This is a genomic window from Curtobacterium sp. PhB142, assembly GCF_004341255.1.
Classification (GTDB): domain Bacteria; phylum Actinomycetota; class Actinomycetes; order Actinomycetales; family Microbacteriaceae; genus Curtobacterium.
This window is the reverse complement of the sequence record NZ_SLUT01000008.1, coordinates 144,292-162,792: the sequence shown is the minus strand read 5'-3', so window position 1 is coordinate 162,792 and position 18,501 is coordinate 144,292. Positions and strand designations below refer to the sequence as shown.

21 protein-coding genes are annotated in these 18,501 nt (G+C 72.2%); 16 read left to right on the top strand and 5 right to left on the bottom strand.

What is annotated here, in order from left to right; all coding sequences use genetic code 11:
- Positions 1-26 precede the first annotated feature (26 nt).
- Positions 27-656, top strand: a complete 630-nt coding sequence (locus tag EDF31_RS16250; protein WP_131846878.1) for a hypothetical protein — start codon at positions 27-29, stop codon at positions 654-656.
- A gap of 35 nt (positions 657-691) precedes the next feature.
- Here EDF31_RS16250 and EDF31_RS16245 read toward each other — a convergent pair whose 3' ends face one another.
- The 5 genes from EDF31_RS16245 to EDF31_RS16225 all read right to left on the bottom strand — a co-directional run bounded on the left by EDF31_RS16245 (position 692) and on the right by EDF31_RS16225 (position 5,283).
- Positions 692-1,651 (bottom strand): hypothetical protein, encoded by a 960-nt coding sequence (locus EDF31_RS16245; protein WP_131846877.1) that lies wholly within the window; start codon positions 1,649-1,651, stop codon positions 692-694.
- A 471-nt stretch (positions 1,652-2,122) separates the two neighbouring features.
- Positions 2,123-2,491, bottom strand: a complete 369-nt coding sequence (locus EDF31_RS16240) for a flagellar assembly protein FliW (protein ID WP_111086356.1) — start codon at positions 2,489-2,491, stop codon at positions 2,123-2,125.
- On the bottom strand, positions 2,488-3,369 hold the full coding sequence (flgL, locus tag EDF31_RS16235; RefSeq protein WP_131846876.1) for a flagellar hook-associated protein FlgL: 882 nt from the start codon (positions 3,367-3,369) through the stop codon (positions 2,488-2,490). Before flgL ends, EDF31_RS16240 begins: the two co-directional genes overlap by 4 nt.
- A gap of 2 nt (positions 3,370-3,371) precedes the next feature.
- Positions 3,372-4,793 (bottom strand): flagellar hook-associated protein FlgK, encoded by a 1,422-nt coding sequence (gene flgK / locus EDF31_RS16230; RefSeq protein WP_131846875.1) that lies wholly within the window; start codon positions 4,791-4,793, stop codon positions 3,372-3,374.
- Between the two features lie 4 nt (positions 4,794-4,797).
- The gene (locus EDF31_RS16225) at positions 4,798-5,283 is read right to left on the bottom strand and encodes a flagellar protein FlgN (protein ID WP_131846874.1); all 486 of its coding nucleotides are present in this window, start codon (positions 5,281-5,283) and stop codon (positions 4,798-4,800) included.
- Positions 5,284-5,742: 459 nt separating this feature from the next.
- On the opposite strand from EDF31_RS16225, the gene EDF31_RS16220 reads away from it, so the two are divergent.
- The 15 genes from EDF31_RS16220 to EDF31_RS16150 all read left to right on the top strand — a co-directional run bounded on the left by EDF31_RS16220 (position 5,743) and on the right by EDF31_RS16150 (position 18,478).
- Positions 5,743-6,561 (top strand): sigma-70 family RNA polymerase sigma factor, encoded by an 819-nt coding sequence (locus EDF31_RS16220; protein WP_131846873.1) that lies wholly within the window; start codon positions 5,743-5,745, stop codon positions 6,559-6,561.
- 117 nt (positions 6,562-6,678) lie between these two features.
- Positions 6,679-7,518 (top strand): flagellin, encoded by an 840-nt coding sequence (locus EDF31_RS16215; protein WP_207896253.1) that lies wholly within the window; start codon positions 6,679-6,681, stop codon positions 7,516-7,518.
- Positions 7,519-7,610: 92 nt separating this feature from the next.
- Positions 7,611-9,011 carry a flagellar filament capping protein FliD gene (fliD, locus tag EDF31_RS16210; protein ID WP_131846872.1) on the top strand — a complete coding sequence of 467 codons (1,401 nt, stop codon included), beginning with the start codon at positions 7,611-7,613 and terminating at the stop codon, positions 9,009-9,011.
- Positions 9,012-9,021: 10 nt separating this feature from the next.
- Positions 9,022-9,495, top strand: a complete 474-nt coding sequence (locus EDF31_RS16205) for a flagellar export chaperone FliS (RefSeq protein ID WP_123292717.1) — start codon at positions 9,022-9,024, stop codon at positions 9,493-9,495.
- Positions 9,485-9,823: a hypothetical protein gene (locus EDF31_RS16200; protein WP_131846871.1), complete on the top strand. Its 339-nt coding sequence runs from the start codon at positions 9,485-9,487 to the stop codon at positions 9,821-9,823. The genes EDF31_RS16205 and EDF31_RS16200 overlap by 11 nt, the downstream gene beginning before the upstream one ends.
- A 217-nt stretch (positions 9,824-10,040) precedes the next feature.
- On the top strand, positions 10,041-10,385 hold the full coding sequence (locus EDF31_RS16195) for a flagellar basal body protein (protein ID WP_123938149.1): 345 nt from the start codon (positions 10,041-10,043) through the stop codon (positions 10,383-10,385).
- Positions 10,382-10,777, top strand: coding sequence for a flagellar basal body rod C-terminal domain-containing protein (locus EDF31_RS16190; RefSeq protein WP_235035933.1), 396 nt, complete (start codon positions 10,382-10,384; stop codon positions 10,775-10,777). Before EDF31_RS16195 ends, EDF31_RS16190 begins: the two co-directional genes overlap by 4 nt.
- A complete protein-coding gene (gene fliE, locus EDF31_RS16185; RefSeq protein ID WP_131846870.1) occupies positions 10,777-11,112 on the top strand; it encodes a flagellar hook-basal body complex protein FliE in 336 nt (111 codons plus the stop codon). The genes EDF31_RS16190 and fliE overlap by 1 nt, the downstream gene beginning before the upstream one ends.
- Complete coding sequence (gene fliF, locus EDF31_RS16180) at positions 11,112-12,785, top strand: flagellar basal-body MS-ring/collar protein FliF (protein WP_131846869.1); 1,674 nt, start codon at positions 11,112-11,114, stop codon at positions 12,783-12,785. The genes fliE and fliF overlap by 1 nt, the downstream gene beginning before the upstream one ends.
- Before the next feature lie 8 nt (positions 12,786-12,793).
- Positions 12,794-13,858: a flagellar motor switch protein FliG gene (fliG, locus tag EDF31_RS16175; protein WP_123292859.1), complete on the top strand. Its 1,065-nt coding sequence runs from the start codon at positions 12,794-12,796 to the stop codon at positions 13,856-13,858.
- Positions 13,851-14,513, top strand: coding sequence for a hypothetical protein (locus tag EDF31_RS16170; protein WP_123292722.1), 663 nt, complete (start codon positions 13,851-13,853; stop codon positions 14,511-14,513). Before fliG ends, EDF31_RS16170 begins: the two co-directional genes overlap by 8 nt.
- A complete protein-coding gene (locus tag EDF31_RS16165; protein WP_131846868.1) occupies positions 14,510-15,853 on the top strand; it encodes a FliI/YscN family ATPase in 1,344 nt (447 codons plus the stop codon). The genes EDF31_RS16170 and EDF31_RS16165 overlap by 4 nt, the downstream gene beginning before the upstream one ends.
- Entirely contained in the window at positions 15,853-16,284 is a 432-nt protein-coding gene (locus tag EDF31_RS16160) for a flagellar FliJ family protein (RefSeq protein WP_123292724.1), read from the top strand. Before EDF31_RS16165 ends, EDF31_RS16160 begins: the two co-directional genes overlap by 1 nt.
- Complete coding sequence (locus EDF31_RS16155; RefSeq protein ID WP_131846867.1) at positions 16,281-17,015, top strand: C40 family peptidase; 735 nt, start codon at positions 16,281-16,283, stop codon at positions 17,013-17,015. Before EDF31_RS16160 ends, EDF31_RS16155 begins: the two co-directional genes overlap by 4 nt.
- Positions 17,012-18,478, top strand: a complete 1,467-nt coding sequence (locus tag EDF31_RS16150) for a flagellar hook-length control protein FliK (protein WP_131846866.1) — start codon at positions 17,012-17,014, stop codon at positions 18,476-18,478. The genes EDF31_RS16155 and EDF31_RS16150 overlap by 4 nt, the downstream gene beginning before the upstream one ends.
- Positions 18,479-18,501: the final 23 nt, after the last annotated feature.

The window sequence follows — 18,501 nt, the reverse complement described above, 5'->3', positions numbered from 1 at the left end:
CGCCGGGCATGTGGGAGGCTCGCTGGATGGACATCGACGGCGCGCCCGGTCCGGCTGACGACGCTCGTCGGGCCTCCGGGTTCCTGACGGTCGCCGAGGTGCGCGGCTTGCTGCCCGAGGTCGTGGTGCTCGACCCCGGCTCCGTGCTCGTCGGCGCGGACGTCACCCTTGCAGCCGGGGTGGTGCTCTACCCCGGAGCCGTACTCGAGACGCGTGCCGGGGGCTCGATCACCGTCGCATCCGGCGCGCGGCTCGGTCCGGGCCCGGTCTCCGTCGTCGCCACCGCGGCCCGGGTGACCATCGGTTCCGGTGCCGAGCTGGGCCCGGGGTCCGTCACGATCACGGCGACCGGGGTGGACGTGCTCGTGGGGGACGGCACTCGGTTGTCGGGCGGCTGCCTCGTCGAGGGCCCCACCGAGCTCGGCGCCGGTGCCCAGGTGCTCGGGACGGTCGCCGTCCGTGACGCCGAGCTCGCAGCCGGGGGCGACCACCGCGAGCCCGACCCCGATCGGCGTGCCGGTGTGGTGAAGGGTGTCGTGCGGGTCCACGGCGTGCGGGTCGGCACCGGCGAAGTGATCGTCGGCGGTGGCGCGCCGAGTGCACCGCTCGTGGTCGAACGGCAGCGTGCACACCACCGGGAGGCGCCGAGCCACTGACCCCGGCCGGGCCCTCGCAGCCGCTCGCCTGCGCGTCACTGGCACGGGACACCGCTCCGGCGGAGTGCTGCACGCACGCGGTCGGGCTGCATGAGGTCGGCCCACGACAACCGGATGACGAACCGGACCTCCGGGGACGACCGGACGAAGTCCTCGCGACGCTTCTCCTGCCAGTGCGCCTCGGCGGTGCTCCGCCCCTCGAGCATCACCGGGTCCTCGTACTTCGCGCGGCCGTCGACCTCGACCACGACGCCCTGATCGGGGAACCAGAAGTCGACGACGGCCGTCCCGCCTCCGGTCCGTCGGAACTCGTGCTGCTGCACCGGCTCAGGCGCCCCGACCTGTCGGAAGCGCACCCGGCACACCGACTCCGCCGGCGACCCCGACAGCGCCGACCCCATCTCGATCGCCACCCCCGCCTTCTCGGACCCCTTGCGCTCGTGGGACGAGAGTTCGTCGCGGAGCATCTCCGGCAGGACCCGTCGCTCGCGCAGCGCCTGATCGATCATCGGAACGGCCTGGTCCAACGGTGCGGTGGCCGAGAGATCGACGAGCGTCCGGACCAACGACGTCACCGGCGCCCCGTCGATCTCGATCGGCACGGTCGGCGGCGTCCCTGCCCATCGTCCGCCGGAGTCGTCGATCGCATGCCCCGGCCTGACCCGGGCAAGCGCCGTGGTGTCCGGCCTGGTCAACCGAGGGTCGACGACCTCGACTCGGTCGGGAGCCGCTGCGGTGAAGGGCAGCCGGTGCACGGTTGCCGCGGAGGAGTGCGAGAACGCCCGGGGCAGTCCGACCGACGGGACCGTCGCCCGGACGAGCAGGAGCAGACGGTCTTCGCTCCGCAGCCCCTGTACGAGCGACGGATCGACCAGCACGCCGGGCCGGATCGAGGCAAGCGAGCCGCGATGCACGCGACGCTGGAGCGCACGCCGTTCAGCGCTCGGATGGTCGCCGGTGCGGATGAGGGGGATGGCCAGGACTCGGTCGTTCATGTCTCAACGATCGGCGGTGCGAGCCGACCACGTCGGTTCGGAGCGACGATCTGTGGGAAACGAGCCGGGCCTCCAGTCTGTGGAGGGATGAGGCGGACGCACGGCGCGACAACATCGATGTCGCACGACGTCGATGTTGTCGTCGGGCGGCGCGTGCAACTGTTGCGCACGCGCGGGTGCGACGAACTCGATGTCGTACGACATCGAGGACGTCGTTCGGGGTCGACGGGTGACAGGGGCCTGCGGGGATCGGGGCCCCGGGCCGAGGGCGTACGCGTGTTCGATGCCGGACCGACGCCCGTGCAAGGTGCGACAACAGCGATGTCGCACGACGTCGATGTTGTCGTCGGGCGTCGCGTGCAACTGTTGCGCACGCGCGGGTGCGACGAACTCGATGTCGTACGACATCGAGGACGTCGTTCCGAGTCGACCAGCCAGGCAGCTCGTGCAGCCGCCAGCCCCCCGCAGCACCTACGCCCGCGCGAGCTCCGCCCGCAGCGGCAGGTCCTGGTCCTCCAGGATGAGCTGCGCGCCCACGGCGGTCCGGGCGTTCACGACGATCGGCGCGAGCAGGTTGACGGTCGTGCCGGACGCGCCGGGGTTCGCCACCACGAGCAGCATCGCGTCGGCAGGGTCGGTCAGCTCGAGCCCAGCGGCCTGCTCGTCGGTGAGCTCGGGCGAGTACGACGGCAGGTGCACCGCGGCGTCGAGCACGAACAAGCGCGAGGAACCCCCGACGAGGGTGAACAGGCCCTCGGCGCCGTCCACCGGGGTCAGCGTGAAGACCGGTGCGGGGGACAGGCCGAACGGCGGGACGGCGAAGGTCAGGGAGATGCTCATCGGAGGTAGTCCATCAGGGTCGGCTGCAGGACCTTCGCGGTGACGGCGAGGGCTGCCTGGTAGTTGGTCTGCTGCACCTGCAGGTCGAGGACGGCCTTGGCGAGGTCGACGTCCTCGATGCCGGCGCGGCGGTTCTCGAGCGAGACGGCTGCCGTCTTCAGCGAGTCCTGCGCGGCGAGGGCGGTCGCGTGCCGGACACCGACGTCGGCCTGGGCGCCGCGGACGGCCCCGAGCGCTCCGTCGACGTCGTTGATCCGCGCGTTCACGTTCACCCCGTTCTGCAGGTCGCTGACGATGGAGTCGAGCACGCCGAACACGGACGACGCGCCGGTGCCGAAGACGTCGGCCCCGGCGGTGTCGACGCGCACGGTGGTGCCGTCGCCGATCCGGCGGGAGACGTCCGTGCCGGAATTCGCCCACCCGGTCGTCGGGTCGTACGCGGCGGCGGCGGTCGAGGCACCGGCGAAGACCGAGCGGGTGCCGTAGGTCGTGTTGGCCCGTGCCTCGAGGTCGGACTTCAGCGACTGGAACTGCGTGATGAAGGCGTCGCGGTCGGTGTCGCTCATGGTGCCGGAGTTCGCCGCCTGCACGGTCAGGTCCCGCACGCTGTTCAGCACCGAGTAGACGCTCGACAGGGCGCTGTCGGTGGTCGCGAGCCAGGCGACGGCGTCGTTCGCGTTGCGCGTGTACTGCGCGGCGGCGGCCTGTTCCTTGCGCACCTGCATCGACGACGCGGTGCCGACGGGGTCGTCGGACGGCTTCTGGATCGCCTGCAGCGTGGTGGCCTGCTCGGTCAGCTGCGCCACGCGCGCCGCACCGGTCTGCAGCCGTGCCGAGGCCGCGGCCATCGACATCTGGGTGGTCACCCGGGTGATCACGATCAGCCCCTCCCGACGAGTCCGACGCGGTTGATGATGGTGTCGAGCATCTCGTCGACGGCGGTCAGGACGCGTGCCGCGCCCTGGTACGCGTGCTGGTAGCTCAGCAGGTTCACGTTCTCCTCGTCGAGGTCGACGCCGGCGCTCGACTGCTGCTGGGTTCGCGCGTTGGTCAGGGCGAGTCCGGTGAGCGTCGACTCCGTCGCGGCCGACCGGGAGGCGGTGCCCACCCCCGCCACGAACGTCGCCCAGGTCGTGTCGGCGGCCCCAGGGCCCGTGCCGATTCGCGAGAGCGCGTCGGCGAACGAGTCGTCGAGCTGCCCCGCCGCGTTCCGCGTCGCCAGGCCGCTGCCGTCCGTCGGGACGACCGACAGGCCCTGCGCGGCGGGGACGCCCGCCGCGAGGGCGAAGAACGCGGTGCCGGTGGTGCCGGCCGGGGTCGTGCCGGTGGCATGGACGGCGTTGACGGTCGCTGCGAGCTGGGTCGCGACGGCGTCGTAGGACGCGGCGGCCTGGGCGAGCGCGCCGCCCGTGCCGTTCGCGTTCGCCGGGGCGAGGACGGCGAGGGCGCCACCGATCGACCCGCCGCTCAGGGACACCGCGCCGGCGGTGCCGGAGGTCCAGGTCAGGGTGACCGCAGCGCCGTCGGCGAGGCGTTCGCCACCGCCGAGAGCGACGGCGCGGGCGTCGGTGCCCTGCACGAGCGGGTTGCCGCCGAGCAGCACGTCGACCGTGCCGTCCGCGTTGGTGCGCGTCGTCCCGCCGGCGAGCGTCGCGATCTGCTCGGTGAGCTGGTCGCGCTGGTCGAGGAGTTCGTTGGCGTTGCCGCCGGAGGCCAGTGCGGTGCGGATCCGCCCGTTAAGGTCGGCCACCTGCTTCGCGGCGTCGTTCAGCTGGGTCACCTGGCCGGCCGCGGTGCCCCGGACCGAGGACCACTGCGCGTCGACCGACTTCGACCCGGCGGCCAGGGCCGCGGCGACGGTGCCCGCTGCGCCGAGGACGGCGCTGGCAGCACCCGGGTCGTCGGGGTGACTGGCGAGTTCGCTCCACGACGACCAGAAGGCATCGAGCTTGGCGCTCAGGCCGTCCTTGCCGGGCTCGTGCAGGCCGGTCTCGAGGGCGGACAGTGCCGTCGCACGGGCGTCGGCGTAGGCGGAGGACCCCGCGGCGACCCGGGCGCCGACGTCGAGCGTCAGCGATGCCAGGCGGGCGATGCCGTCGACGGAGACGCCCTGACCGGCGAGGGCGGCGGTGCCGCGCATGAACCCGGTCTGCGTCGCGGGGATGGAGTTCTGCGTGACGCGCTGCCGCGTGTACCCGGTGGTGCCGGCGTTCGCGATGTTCTGGCCGGTGACGTCGATGCCGGCGCGGGCTGCGGCGAGGCCGGAGTACGCGGTGGCGAGGGAGCCGAAGGTGCTGACCACGGGGTTACAGGGTCCCCTCGAACAGGCGGGCGCCGTCGGAGCCGGGACCGGAGGTGCCCGAGGCGTCGTAGGTCGCGGCGGTCGTCACGGTGCCGGCGAGGGTCTCCTCGGTGGCCTGGGCGGCGGTGCGCAGGAAGCGGTCGTTCTCGTCGCGCAGGGCGCCGATCTGGGTGGTCAGCTCGACCATCGCGGTCAGGTGCACGGCGAGGATCTCGCCCCACGGGCCGTTCGGCGCTGCGGCGACGACGTCGCGCAGGGGTGCATCGGCGGGGACGCCCCACTCCTCGGCGACCTCGGCACTCGACGCGGCGCGCTCGAGTCCGGTGCTGCGGAGTCGTTCGAGGACCTGCTCGACCTCGCGGCTGGCGTGCGACACCCAACGGGAACGGCCCGCGGTGAGCAGGAGCTGCTCCTCCTCGAGCTTGAAGGTGAGCAGCTCGAGCAGTTCGCGTTCGCGCCAGAGCACGGCGGACAGGTCGTTCACGCTCATCAGCTCCTCCCGTGTGGTGTGGTTCGTCGGGGCGGACCCCGGTCCGCCATCATGCGGACACCAGGATCTATCGACTGGGCGGCGGTGGACGTAAGCGCCCGGGGGACGCGACTGCGTGCGACGGACACTCGCCGCGCCTCCAGAACGGACGAACGTCACCCAATGTGGGGACGGGAACGGGCGTTCTACCCGCTGGGTCCCCCCAAATGCCGACCGGGAAACACCGCGAATGCCCCCGCACTGGGGACGGATGAACCCCTGTTCAGGACATTGCCAGCCGATACATTCAGAACGCACCACGAGGGCGACCTCGAACCGCGCCACAGGGGCGCGGGGTGCACCGCTCGGAGGGAACCGGGCGGGTCTTCGGCGTACGCACCGGCCATCCGAAGCCGGCGTCCGTCGTGCCCAGGGACGGGTGAGTCGAGACAGTCACGTCAGGTCGATCAGGGGATCAGCATGGACCGCACCGCACGCAACGCGATGATCGTGGAGCACCTCCCGCTCGTGGGCTACATCGTCGCCGACGTCCGCTCCCGTGCCACGCACCTGGACCGCGACGACCTCGCCGCCGTCGGCTCCCTCGCGCTCGTCGCCGCTGCCGACGCGTTCGACCCCACCCTCGGCGTCCCCTTCGGCGCCTACGCCCGGACCCGGATCGCCGGAGCCCTCGCCGACGACATGCGCTCGGCCGACTGGGCGTCTCGTGGCACCCGGAAGCGGATCCGCGAGACCCTCGCCACGCAGGAGGCCCTGTCCGCCCGACTCGGCCGGAGCGTCGGCGTGCAGGAGATCGCGGACGCGATGGGCGTCGACCGGCAGACCGCCTCGGACGCCATGAGCGACGCGGCCCGCCTCGTCGCGCCCCTCGACGAGACCGTGCACGACCTCGTCGCAGCCGACCTGCCGTTGCCCGGCGACGACCTGCTCGAGACCGAGAAGCGCCGCTACCTGCGCGCAGCCGTCGAGGCACTGCCCGAGCGGATGCGCTTCGTCGTCGAGGCCGTCTACTTCGGGGACCGCTCGGTGACCGACGTCGCCGCGGAACTCGGCATCACGCACTCCGCCGTCTCGCAGCAGCGCTCCGAGGCGATGCGCCTGCTCCGCGACGGACTGGCCGCCCACTACGGCGACGGCGGTGCCGCTGCCGAACCCGCCTCGCGCACCACCGCGGCCCGCCGGAGCGCCTACCTCGCACGCGTCGCGTCGAACGCCGCTGCCGGCGTCGCACGTGCCGTCCACGACGCGACCGCGCCGGTCGCCGTGGCGGCGAGCTGAACCGTCGACGGGTATTTCCGTCGATTCCCTAACGGCTCCCGGCACCCGGTCGAGAGTCATCCACGTCAGCCCACGGACGGGCTGTAGCACGACCCAGCATTCACGGAGGAAACCACCATGGGTATGTCCATCAACACCAACCTCTCGGCACTCAACACGTACCGGAACCTCAACTCGACGCAGAACGACCTGTCGAAGTCCCTCGAGAAGCTCTCGTCGGGTCTCCGCATCAACCGTGCTGCCGACGACGCGGCCGGTCTGTCGATCTCCGAGGGGCTGAAGTCCCAGGTCGGTGGCCTCACGGTCGCCGCCCGCAACGCGCAGGACGGCATCTCCGTCGTGCAGACCGCTGAAGGTGGGCTCACCGAGACCCACTCGATCCTCCAGCGCATGCGCGACCTGGCCGTCCAGGCCGGTAACGACTCGAACAACGAGGACTCGCGCACGGCGATCACCACCGAGGTCGGCGAGCTCACCAAGGAGCTCACCCGCATCTCGCAGTCGACCAACTTCAACGGCATCAACCTGCTCGACGGCTCCGCCGGCGCAGCGGGCGTCCTGAAGTTCCAGGTCGGCGCCAACGGCGACGCGGCGAGCCAGATCGACGTCGACCTGTCGAAGTCCAACGTGGAGTCCGTGTCGACCGCTGTCGGCGCCCTCACCTTCGACAGCGCGACGAACGCTCAGGCCGCCATCACCGCGATCGACGAGCAGATCAAGTACGTGTCCGCGGCACGTTCGAGCATCGGTGCTGTCCAGAACCGCTTCGACCACGCCATCAACGTGACGAACGTGGCCAAGGAGAACCTCACCGCTGCCGGTTCGCGCATCACCGACGTCGACATGGCCGAGGAGATGGTCAAGTACACCCGCGACAACATCCTCAGCCAGGCCGGCACGTCGATGCTCGCGCAGGCGAACCAGAGCACGCAGGGCGTGCTCTCGCTCCTGCGCTAGCACCCACGACGCCGCCTTCCGGGATCGTTCAGGCTTCCCGGGAGGCGGCGTCGCCCTCCTGACCATCCCCACGACGCCAGGGAGTGTCGACGATGTCATCGTCCGTGTCCTCGAGCACCAGCCTCGCGATCGACGGGCTCGTCAGCGGGCTCAAGACGACCGACCTCATCAACTCGTTGATGAGCGTCGAGGGCGTGCCGCAGACCCTGCTCAAGAACAAGCTCACGAGCACCAACTCGTTCATCTCGTCACTGCAGACGATCAACGGGTTGGCGCAGGCCCTCGCGACCAAGGCGAAGGACGCCGCCAAGGCGACCTCGCTCGACCTGTTCACGGCCACGAGCTCGTCGTCGGGCGTCACCGCCGTCACCGGCACGAACGCGAGCGCCGGGTCGCTGACGTTCAGCGTCGGCTCGACCGCTTCGGCCCAGGTCGGGGTCACCGCCGCGATGTCCACGTGGTCGGCCGCTGCCGAACCGATCACCCTGGTGGGTGCCGACGGCACGAAGACCACCGTCACGCCGTCGTCGGGCTCCCTCGACGACACGGTGTCGGCGATCAACAAGTCCGGGGCCGGCGTCACCGCCACGAAGGTCGCCGCGGGTGCGGCCGCCGACGGCACCAAGCTCTACCGGTTGCAGCTGACGTCCGCCAAGACCGGGGCCGCGGGTGGTTTCGAGGTGCACCGGGGGACCGCCGAGCAGGTGGCCGCGGGCACCGCGACGAACGTGCTGACCGAGGTCGGCGCCGCGGTCGTCGCGCAGGCGAAGGACGCCAGCGTCACGCTGTGGGCCGGCACCGCCGCCGAGCAGACGATCACGAGCGCGACGAACACGTTCACCGACCTGGTCCCCGGGCTCAGCGTCACCGTGTCGAGGGCCTCGACGGATCCGGTCACGGTCGGCGTCGCGCAGGACACCACGAAGGCCCAGTCCGTGGCGTCCGGACTCGTCGACGCGATGAACGCGGTCTCGGCCTACTACAAGACGAACACCGCGGTGACGAGCACCACGAGTGCCACCAGCGGATCGACGACCACGACCGCCGGGGTCCTGATGGGCGACGGCACCACGCGCGACGCCGTGCAGCGCCTGGGAAGCACCATGTCGGCGCCCGTCGGCGGGAAGTCGCCGTCGTCGATCGGCATCTCGATCACCAAGGACGGCAGCTTCACCTTCGACGCCGAGGTCTTCCAGAAGGCCCTCGCCACCGACCCCGAGGGCACCCAGGCGATGCTGTCCGGTGTCGCCGCGAACGTCGGCGCCGCCGCCACCGCGGCGTCCGACAAGTACGACGGGTCCATCACCACGACGATCACCGGCCAGCAGGCGGTCGCCAAGGACCTCAACACCCAGATCGACAGCTGGACCGACCGACTCACGATGCGCCGCGCATCGCTCCAGACGCTGTACTCGTCGCTCGAGACCAGCCTCAGCAAGCTCCAGTCCCAGTCGAGCTGGCTCGCCAGCCAGCTCGCGGCGACGACGAGCTGACGGGATCACCATGACCTTCGACTTCCAGGCCGCAGCCTTCCGCCAGGCCGCGCAGCCCCGCACCGTGACCGACCAGCGTCGCGCCCAGTACACGAACGAGGCCGTCCTGTCGGCCACCCCGGCGCAGCTCGTGACGATGCTCTACGACCGGTTGCTGCTCGACCTGCACCGCGCCGAGGCCGCACAGACCAGCGCCGACTGGGACGCCGCCCGCGAGCAACTGCTGCACGCGCAGGCGATCGTCGGCGAGCTGTCGTCCACGCTGCGGATCGACGTCTGGGACGGCGGCGAGGGCCTGCTCGCCGTCTACAACTACGCGTCGACGTCCCTCATCACCGCGAACGTGCACCGTGACGTGCAGGCGACGCGCGACTGCATCCGGATCCTCGAACCCCTGCGGCAGTCGTGGCACGACGCTGCCGCGTCGCTGCCGGCGACGCCGGCCCGCCAGCAGTCGACGGGCGGAGCCCTCGGTGTCGCTTGAACCGGCACCGTCGCCTGAGCAGGTGGTGTCGCCCGAGCAGGTCGACCACCGCCTCGTCTGGGAGGCCCTCCTCGACTCCCTGGAGCACGACGCCGCCCGACAGGCGGCCGACCCCACGGCCGTGGTGGGGTGGTCGGAGCCGGCCGGGCTGGGTCCGGTGCCGCGCGAGTTGGTGGGGCGTGCCTCCCGGCTGCTCGCTGCGCAGCGCGACCGCATCGCGGAACTGGAGTCGGACCGACGCGCGACGCTCGAGCACCTCGGTGCGCTGCGCGCCGTCGACGCGACCCGCGAGCCCCGTGGCGCGGTCTACCTCGACGCGTCCGCCTGACCCGCGCTCCCGCCACCTGTTCCGCGACGAAGCACGCGTCGATCGACGCGTGGTCTGTCGCAGAAGTGGTGCCACCCCCGTTCGGGGCGAGGGCTAACGCGGCCGGGGACGGGCACCGATAGCGCCACACGAGCACGGATCGCTCACCAGTTCGGCCACGGATCGGCCACCACCGCACGGCGACGTCCCACGGGCGACGCCTGACGAGGGGACCACCGTGTTCGATTCCGTGACGAGCGTCGCGCTGCAGAGCGCACTCGACGGCCTGTCGATGCGCCAGAAGGTGATCGCGAACAACATCGCGAACATCAACACGCCGGACTACCACGCCGAGAAGGTCCAGTTCGAGGACGCCCTGGCGAAGTCGATCACCGACGGCAGCGGGAACACCGCGCCGACGGTCGCCCGCAGCCTCGAGCCGACGAACACGAACGGCAACAACGTCAACCTCGACGAGGAGACGCTCTCCAACGTCGACACCGTGCTCCGGTACCAGTTCGCCACACAGGCGATGAACTCCGAGCTCACGAGCGTCCGTGCGGCGATGCGGACGAACTCGTGACGACCTTCGACGCGATCGGCATCGCGAGCACCGGCATGACCGTGCACCGGAAGTGGCTCGACGCCGTCGCCGACAACATGGCGAACGCGAACACCGTGAAGTCGATGGACGACACCGCGTTCCAGGCCCGCTACGTCGAGGTCCAGGAGGGCAACGGCGTGTCCGGCGCCTACGTCAAGGGCGCCGCGTTCGGCAGCGCCGCCGGCCGCGTGACCTACGACCCGGACAACCCGCTCGCGAACGACGAGGGCTACGTCCGCATGCCGGACATCGACCTCGGCACGCAGATGGCGGACCTCATCATGGCCCAGCGCGGCTACCAGGCGAACGCCGCCGTGGTCGACCGTGCCAAGACCGCCTACGAGGCGGCACTGCAGATCGGGAAGAACTGATGCCCATCGACGCCGTCAACGGTGTGACCACCAACGCGATGACGAACGCACTGACCAGTGTGTCCGGCACCTCCAGCGACGTCACCGGCACCGCCGGTGCGACCAGCACCGACGGCAGCGGGTTCGCCGCCAGCCTCGGGAACGCCGTCGACGGGCTGCAGGCGCTGCAGAGCGACTCGAAGACCCTCGCGCTCAAGGCCGTCACCGGCAACCTCGACGACATCCACGACGCGACCATCGCCGCCACCCGCGCGCAGGTCACGCTCGAGCTCGTCTCCGCCATCCGCAACAAGGGCGTCGACGCGTTCAACGAGATCATGAGGATGCAGGCCTGATGCCCGTCGCCGTCAAGAACGTCTTCGCGCGCCTGTCCGCGTACGTGAAGGGCTTCTCCGCCGCCCAGCGCACCATCGCGATCCTGGTGATCGCCGCGCTCGTGCTCGGTGGGATCGCCCTGGCGTCGTGGCTCGGCAAGGCGTCCTACGCGCCGCTCTTCACCGGGCTGGCCGCCGCCGACGCGAGCTCCATCACCGACCAGCTGCAGACCGACGGTGTGCCGTACCAGCTCACCGACGGCGGCGCGACGATCCTGGTGCCGCAGGCGCAGGTGTACTCGGAGCGCCTCAAGGCCGCGTCGAACGGGCTGCCGTCGTCGAACGAGGGCGGCTACTCGCTGCTCGACCAGATGGGCGTGACGAGCTCGGAGTTCCAGCAGGACGTCACCTACAAGCGGGCGATGGAGGGCGAGCTCGCCAAGACCATCGGCGCGATGGACGGCGTGCAGACCGCGACCGTGCAGCTCGCGATCCCGGAGAAGTCCGTGTTCGTGTCCGAGGAGAAGGACCCGACGGCGTCGGTGTTCATCGCCACCGACAACGGCACCCAGCTGAGCACCGACCAGGTGCAGGCGATCGTGCACCTGACCAGCGCCTCGGTCGAGGGCATGCAGACCACCGACGTCTCGGTCGTCGACGCCAAGGGGCAGACGCTGTCCGCCGTCGGGACCGGTGCGACCGGCAGCGGCGCCGACCAGGCCGCCGACTACGACGCCGCGACGAGCAAGAAGATCCAGGACCTGCTCGACACCACCCTCGGCGCCGGCAACGCGACCGTCGTGGTCTCCGGCACGATGAACCAGGAGTCCGGCACCCGCACGTCGGAGAGCTACACGTCACCGACCTCCGGTCCGGTCGCGCTCAACGAGTCGAGCACCACCGAGCAGTACGGCTCCGGCGCCGCGGGCGCGTCGAGCGGTGCGACCGGGGTCCTCGGCCCGGACAACATCGCCGTGCCGAACGGCACCGCCACGAGCGGCACCGGTGACGGCGGCTACACCAACGAGTCGGCGACGAAGAACAACGCCGTCGACCACACCACCGAGACCACGCAGATCCCCTCGGGGTCCCTCGACCGGCAGACCATCTCGGTCGCGCTGAACTCGAAGGCCGACGCCGTGCAGAACGCGAACCTGCAGAGCATCAACGACCTGGTGTCGGCCGCCGCCGGTGTCGACCAGGACCGCGGCGACCAGGTGAAGGTCGCGATGATGGACTTCGACACCAGCGGCGCCGACCAGGCCGCGAAGGCCCTCGAGGCGCAGCAGAAGGCCGACCAGCAGGAAGCCCTGTGGTCGTCGATCCGGACCGCCGGCATCGTCATCGGCATCCTGCTCGCGCTCATCGCCGTCATGTTCGTCATCGCCCGTCGCAGCCGGAAGCAGGAACGCGAGGCCGTCGACCTCGGCGAACTCGACGCCTTCGCCGGCGAGACGTTCCAGCTGCCCCTCGCGATGGACGGCGCCGCCGACCGTGCGACCCTCGGTGCCGGCGACGCCCCCACTGCCGTGCTGTCGACGATGCCCGCCGGTGACCCGCCGACCGAGGTGCTGACGACCGACGAGATCACGGCCGAGCGCCGCCGTCAGGACATCTCCGCGCTGGCCGAACGCGACCCGAAGCGCACGGCCGAACTCCTGCGCGGGCTCCTCGACGACCGGGCACCGGTGTGAGCGCCCTGATGCCGAGCGGCAGCAACGGCAACGGCAACGGCCCGGGCACCGGCAAGGGTTCGAACGACCGAGCGCTGACCGGCGCCCAGAAGGTCGCGCTCATCCTCATGCAGATGGACACCGACCGCGCGGCCGAGGTGATGAAGCAGTTCACCGAGATGGAGGCCGAGGAGATCTCGGCCGAGATCGTCCGGATGCGCCGCGTCGAGGACACCGTCGTCGACCAGACCATGTCGGAGTTCCACCGGATCACGATGAGCGGCCGACTGCAGAAGCGCGGCGGCAAGGAGACCGCGCTCGGGCTGCTCGAGGCGTCCTTCGGCGCCGAGCGCGCCGCCGGCGTGATGGACCGGCTCGCCTCGAACCTCGCCGGCCAGTCCTTCGACTTCCTCGACGACGCCGAGCCCGGGCAGGTCATCACCCTGCTCGAGGGCGAGCTGCCGCAGACCATCGCCCTCGTCCTGGCACACCTCAAGCCCGGGCAGGCGAGCGCCGTCCTGGCGGGTGTCGACGAGCGCGTCCGCACCGACGTCGCGCAGGCGTTCGCCACGATGGGCAGCGCGACCCCGGAGGCCGTCGGGATCGTCGCGGGTGTCCTGCGGCAGCGCGCCGGCGCCGTCGTGTCGCCGCGCGAGAGCGTCGAGGTCGTCGGCGGCATCGCGCCCCTGGTCGACATCATCAACCGCTCCGACGTCGCCACCGAGAAGGCCGTGCTCGACGGGCTCGAGGCCCGCGACCCGGAACTCGCCGAGGACATCCGCTCGCGCATGCTCACCTTCGAGGACATCGTGAAGCTCGAGTCCCGCGACATCCAGCAGGTGCTGCGTGGCATCGACTCGAAGCTCCTCGCGACCGCCATGAAGGGTGCGGCCGGACCCGTCGTCGAGACGATCCGCGCGAACGTGTCCGAGCGCAACCGCTCGCTGCTCGACGACGAACTGCAGGCCATGGGCCCGGTCCGCGTCTCGCAGGTCGAGGAAGCGCGCGCCGAGGTCGTCCGTTCCGTGCGCGAGCTCGAGGCGCAGGGCGTCATCACCGTGCACCGTGCCGAGGAGGACGAGCTCGTTGACTGACACCACGACCGCCGGTACCGTGCAGCGCATCGCCTTCCCCGCGATCGGCACCGCCGCCGCGACCGACCGTGCGTCGGGCGCCGACGTCCGCGGCCACGCCGCCGGCTACACCGCGGGACTCCGCGCCGCGCAGGCCGAGACGGACGCCCTGCGCGCCCGCCTGCAGGCCGAGCACGCCGCGCTGACCGCGTCGCTGCGCGCGGACACCGTCCGCCGCATCGCCGTCCTCGACGCCGCGACGAACGCGATGCTGTCCACGGTCGCGCCCGTCCTCAGCGACGCCGAGGCGTCCGTCGCCAGCGCGGCCACGGACCTGGCCGAGGCGATCGTCGGGTACGAGATCCGTGCCTCCCGTCCGGCGGTCGGTACCGATGACGACCGGGAGGCCCGGATCACGTCCGGTGCCGAGACCACCGTCCGGCGGGCGCTCGCGTCCATCGACCGCAGCGTGCCGGTGGCCGTCCGGCTCAGCCCGGCGGACGCCGCCCGCGTCGCCGACGTCGACCTGCCGGTGCCCGTGGTCGCGGACCCCGCGCTGCGGGACGGCGACGCCGTCGTCGACCTGCCGGACGGCATCCTCGACGCCCGGATCGCCACCGCACTCGACCGTGCCCGCACTGCACTGGGTGTCGAGCTGCAGGGGGTGTCCGCGTGACCGCCACGCTGCTCCGCCCCCGCGGGCTCGACGACGCCCTGCGGCAGGCCGCACCCCAGCGGGTCGGCGTCGTCACGAGCGCCGTCGGGCTCGGGCTGACGATCGCCGGGCTCGACGCCCACGTCGGCGAACTGGTGTCGGTCGGCCGCGACGGCTCCGAGCCGACCATGGTCGAGGTCGTCGCCACCGACGCCACCGGCGTGCGCTGCATGCCGCTCGGCCGCCTCACCGGTGTGACCGCCGGCACCCCCGCACGCCCCACCGGCCGGCCGGTGCTCGTGCCGACGGGTGCCGGGCTGTTCGGCCGTGTGCTCGACGGGCTCGGCCGACCGATCGACGACCGCGGACCGCTCGTCGGTGCCGGTGGCGAGCCCGTCGACTGGGTGCCGCTCGACCACGCGACCCCGAACGCGATGGCACGCACCCGCATCGACACCCCGATGCAGCTCGGCGTGCGGGTGCTCGACACCCTCACCACGGTCGGCCGTGGCCAGCGCATGGGGCTCTTCGCGGGCTCCGGTGTCGGCAAGTCGTCGCTGCTGTCGATGATCGCCCGGGGGAGCGACGCCGCCGTCAACGTGATCGCACTGGTCGGGGAGCGTGGCCGCGAGGTGCGCGAGTTCCTCGAGGACGACCTCGGCGCCGAGGGCCTCGCCCGCTCGATCGTCGTCGTGTCGACCTCGGACGAGCCCGCCCTCATGCGCCTGCGCGCCGCGTTCATGGCCACCCGCATCGCCGAGTCGTTCCGCGACGCCGGCCAGGACGTCGTGCTCATGATGGACTCGCTCACCCGCGTCGCGATGGCGCAGCGTGAGATCGGGCTCTCGGTGGGGGAGCCGCCGGCCACCCGGGGCTACCCGCCGTCGACGTTCTCGGTGCTCGCCGGGCTGCTCGAGCGTGCCGGGACGGACCGCGTCGGCAGCATCACCGGCATGTACACCGTGCTGGTCGACGGCGACGACCACAACGAGCCGATCGCCGACGCCGCCCGCAGCATCCTGGACGGTCACGTCGTGCTCGACCGGAAGCTCGCGATCACCGGGCACTTCCCATCCGTGGACGCCCTCGGCTCGGTGTCCCGTGTGGCCTCGAAGGTGACGGACCCGGCGCAGCGCGGTGCCGCGACGACCCTCCGCAAGGTGATGGCCGCACGTGCCGCCGCCCAGGACCTGCTCGACGTCGGCGCGTACCAGCGCGGCTCGAACCCGCTCGTCGACGCCGCCGTCGACCACCAGGATGCGATCGACGCGTTCCTGCGCCAGGGGATGGACGAGCGGGCGACCGCCGACGCGTCCTGGCAGCGACTCGGCGGTCTCGTGCAGCAGCTGGGGGTGTCGTGATGGCCCGCCGGTTCCCGCTCGCGGGGCTCCTGCGCCTGCGGCACACCGAACAGGACCGCGCCGCTGCCTCGCTCGCCACCGCGAACGAGCGCGTGCGCGATGCCGCCGACGCCCGGATCGCCGCGCGCCGCAGCCTCGCCGACGCCGAGGGCGCACAGCCGATCGAGGACGCCGCGACCCTGAGCGCCGTCGCCGCTGCGCGTGCCGCGACCCGCGGGATGCTCGAGGAGCTCGACGCCGTGGTCCGGACCCGCCGCGCGGACGCCGACCGGGCACAGGAGGAGTACACCGCCGCACGACGTGCCGCGGTCGGCCTGGAGAAGCTCGAGGGCAAGCACGCCGCCGAGCAGGCCGCCGAGGAACTCCGCACCGAACAGAACGCCCTCGACGAGATCGCGGCACGACGCCGCACGGAAGGTGGTGCCCGATGAGCGTCGAAGCGGTGCTCTCCCGGATCTCCGAGATCCGCTCCCAGATCGACACCCTGCGCGGTGGCACGGCCGCGGCGACGAGTTCGTCATCGTCCGCCGTGTCGACCAGCGCGTCGTCGAGCGCCTTCGCCGACGCCCTGGCCACGGCGACCGGGAACACCGGCACCGGGACCGCGACCGCTGCTGCCGCCGCTGCGGCGACCACCAGCAGCGCGCCCGCCACGTCCGTCGACGCCGGCGCGGGCACGCTCGCGACCGGCAGCGGCGCCACCGGGTCCGACGTCGTCGCGGACGCGAAGAAGTACCTCGGCGTGCCCTACGTGTTCGGCGGCACCACGACCGCCGGCATGGACTGCTCAGGCTTGGTGCAGACGGTGTTCAAGGACCTCGGCGTGACCATGCCGCGGGTCGTGCCGGACCAGGCGAAGATGGGCGTCGAGGTCGGCTCCCTGAAGGACGCACAGCCCGGCGACCTGATCATCCCGAAGGGCGAGGGCCACGTCGTCATCTACGTCGGCGACGGCAAGGTGCTGCACGCGCCGCGCCCCGGCAAGGACGTCCGCATCGTCGACAACTGGTACTCGGACGCCGACATCGCCACCATCCGCCGCATCGTGCCGGCGCAGGCGTCCGCTACCCCGGCGACGACCGCGACCACCGCCGCGAGCAGCGCCACCGACCTGCAGACCGCCGCGCTGCTGTCCATGATGCAGTCCGGGAGCGCCGCATGAGCCTGACCATCGCCACCCAGCCCGCGCCCGCTCCGGCGAGCAGCGCTCCGCCCGCCCGCGCCACGTCCGACCCCGGCGGTGCCGGTTCGTTCGACGCCGCCCTGTCCGCGGCCGCCGCGACCGATCGTCGTGCCGGTGAGCGTGCACCGGCGCGCCGGGACGACTCCCGCGCAGCCGACGACACCGGTTCGACCACGTCGCCGAACGCTGCCACGACCGCCACCGGGACGGACGTGGCGGCTGCCGCTGACGGCTCGGCCGCTGCCGCTGGGGAGGCCCAGACGCTCTCACTCCCGCTCCCACTCGCCGGGACGGTGCCTGCCCCGGTCGCTCCGATCGTGGTGACCCCTGCCGAGACGGTCACACCGGTGACGTCGACCGCGCCCGAGCCGACGGCGCAGGTCGTCACCTCGACGACGGCGGCCCCGACGCCCGCTCCGGAGACGACCACGCCGACGACGACTGCTGCCGTCTCCGCCGCCACCGGGGCTGCCACTGCCACGGGGGCCGCGGTGTCGCTGTCGGCCACGACGGCGCCGTCGGCCAGCACCACGGCGTCCGTCGCATCCGCCGCCGTACCGGCACCAGGCACGACCGCCGATCCCACCGACGGGTCCGCACCGTCACCGGCGTCCGACATCCCGAGGCCCGGCACCCCGTCCGGCGGGACGACCGGCACCGGCACCGTCGGAGTCACGAGCACGAGCACGAGCAGCGCGCCCGCTGCCGCGGCCGCTGGGGCCGCGGTCGCCGCGACGCTCCAGCCGACCGGCCCGGCCACCCAGTCCACCCAGCCCACCGACGCCACCGCCCCCGCGACCCCGGCCGTCGTCACGGTGGCAGCGGCGACCGCCGCGCGGGGTGGGCAGACCGGCCACGGGACGGACCAGCAGGGATCGACGGCGGGTGATCCGGGCCTCCCGGCGGTCACCACCACGCGCGGCGGCGAGACGCCCTTCGTCCTGCCCACCACGCCGACCGCCGCGCCCGCCCCCGTCGCTGCCGCCGCGCCGGTCACGTCCCAGACGGCCACGCCCGCGCCCCTCGGTCAGCAGCTCGCGCGCCCGGTGTTCTCGCTCGCGCGGGCCGGCCCCGGGGAACACGTCGTCACGGTGCAGGTCGTGCCGGACAGCCTCGGACCGGTCACGGTCCGCGCACACGTCACCGCGCACGGCATGCACGTCGAGCTGTTCGCGGCGTCCGAAGCGGGACGCGACGCGGTCCGCCAGGTGCTGCCAGACCTGCGGCGCGACGCCGCCGGCACCGGGCTGAGCACCACGCTCGACCTGTCGTCGCAGAACCACCCGGGCACGTCGGCGGGTCGCGACCAGCGACCGGCCGACGGCCGCCTGCGTGCCGACACCGGCCTGGAGGCACGGCGCACCTCCGCTGCGCAGCCAGCCTCCGCAGCCGCCACGTCCACCTCCACCATCCGCACCGCGGGACTCGACGTCCTCGCCTGACCGGCTCACGAACAGGAACGCAA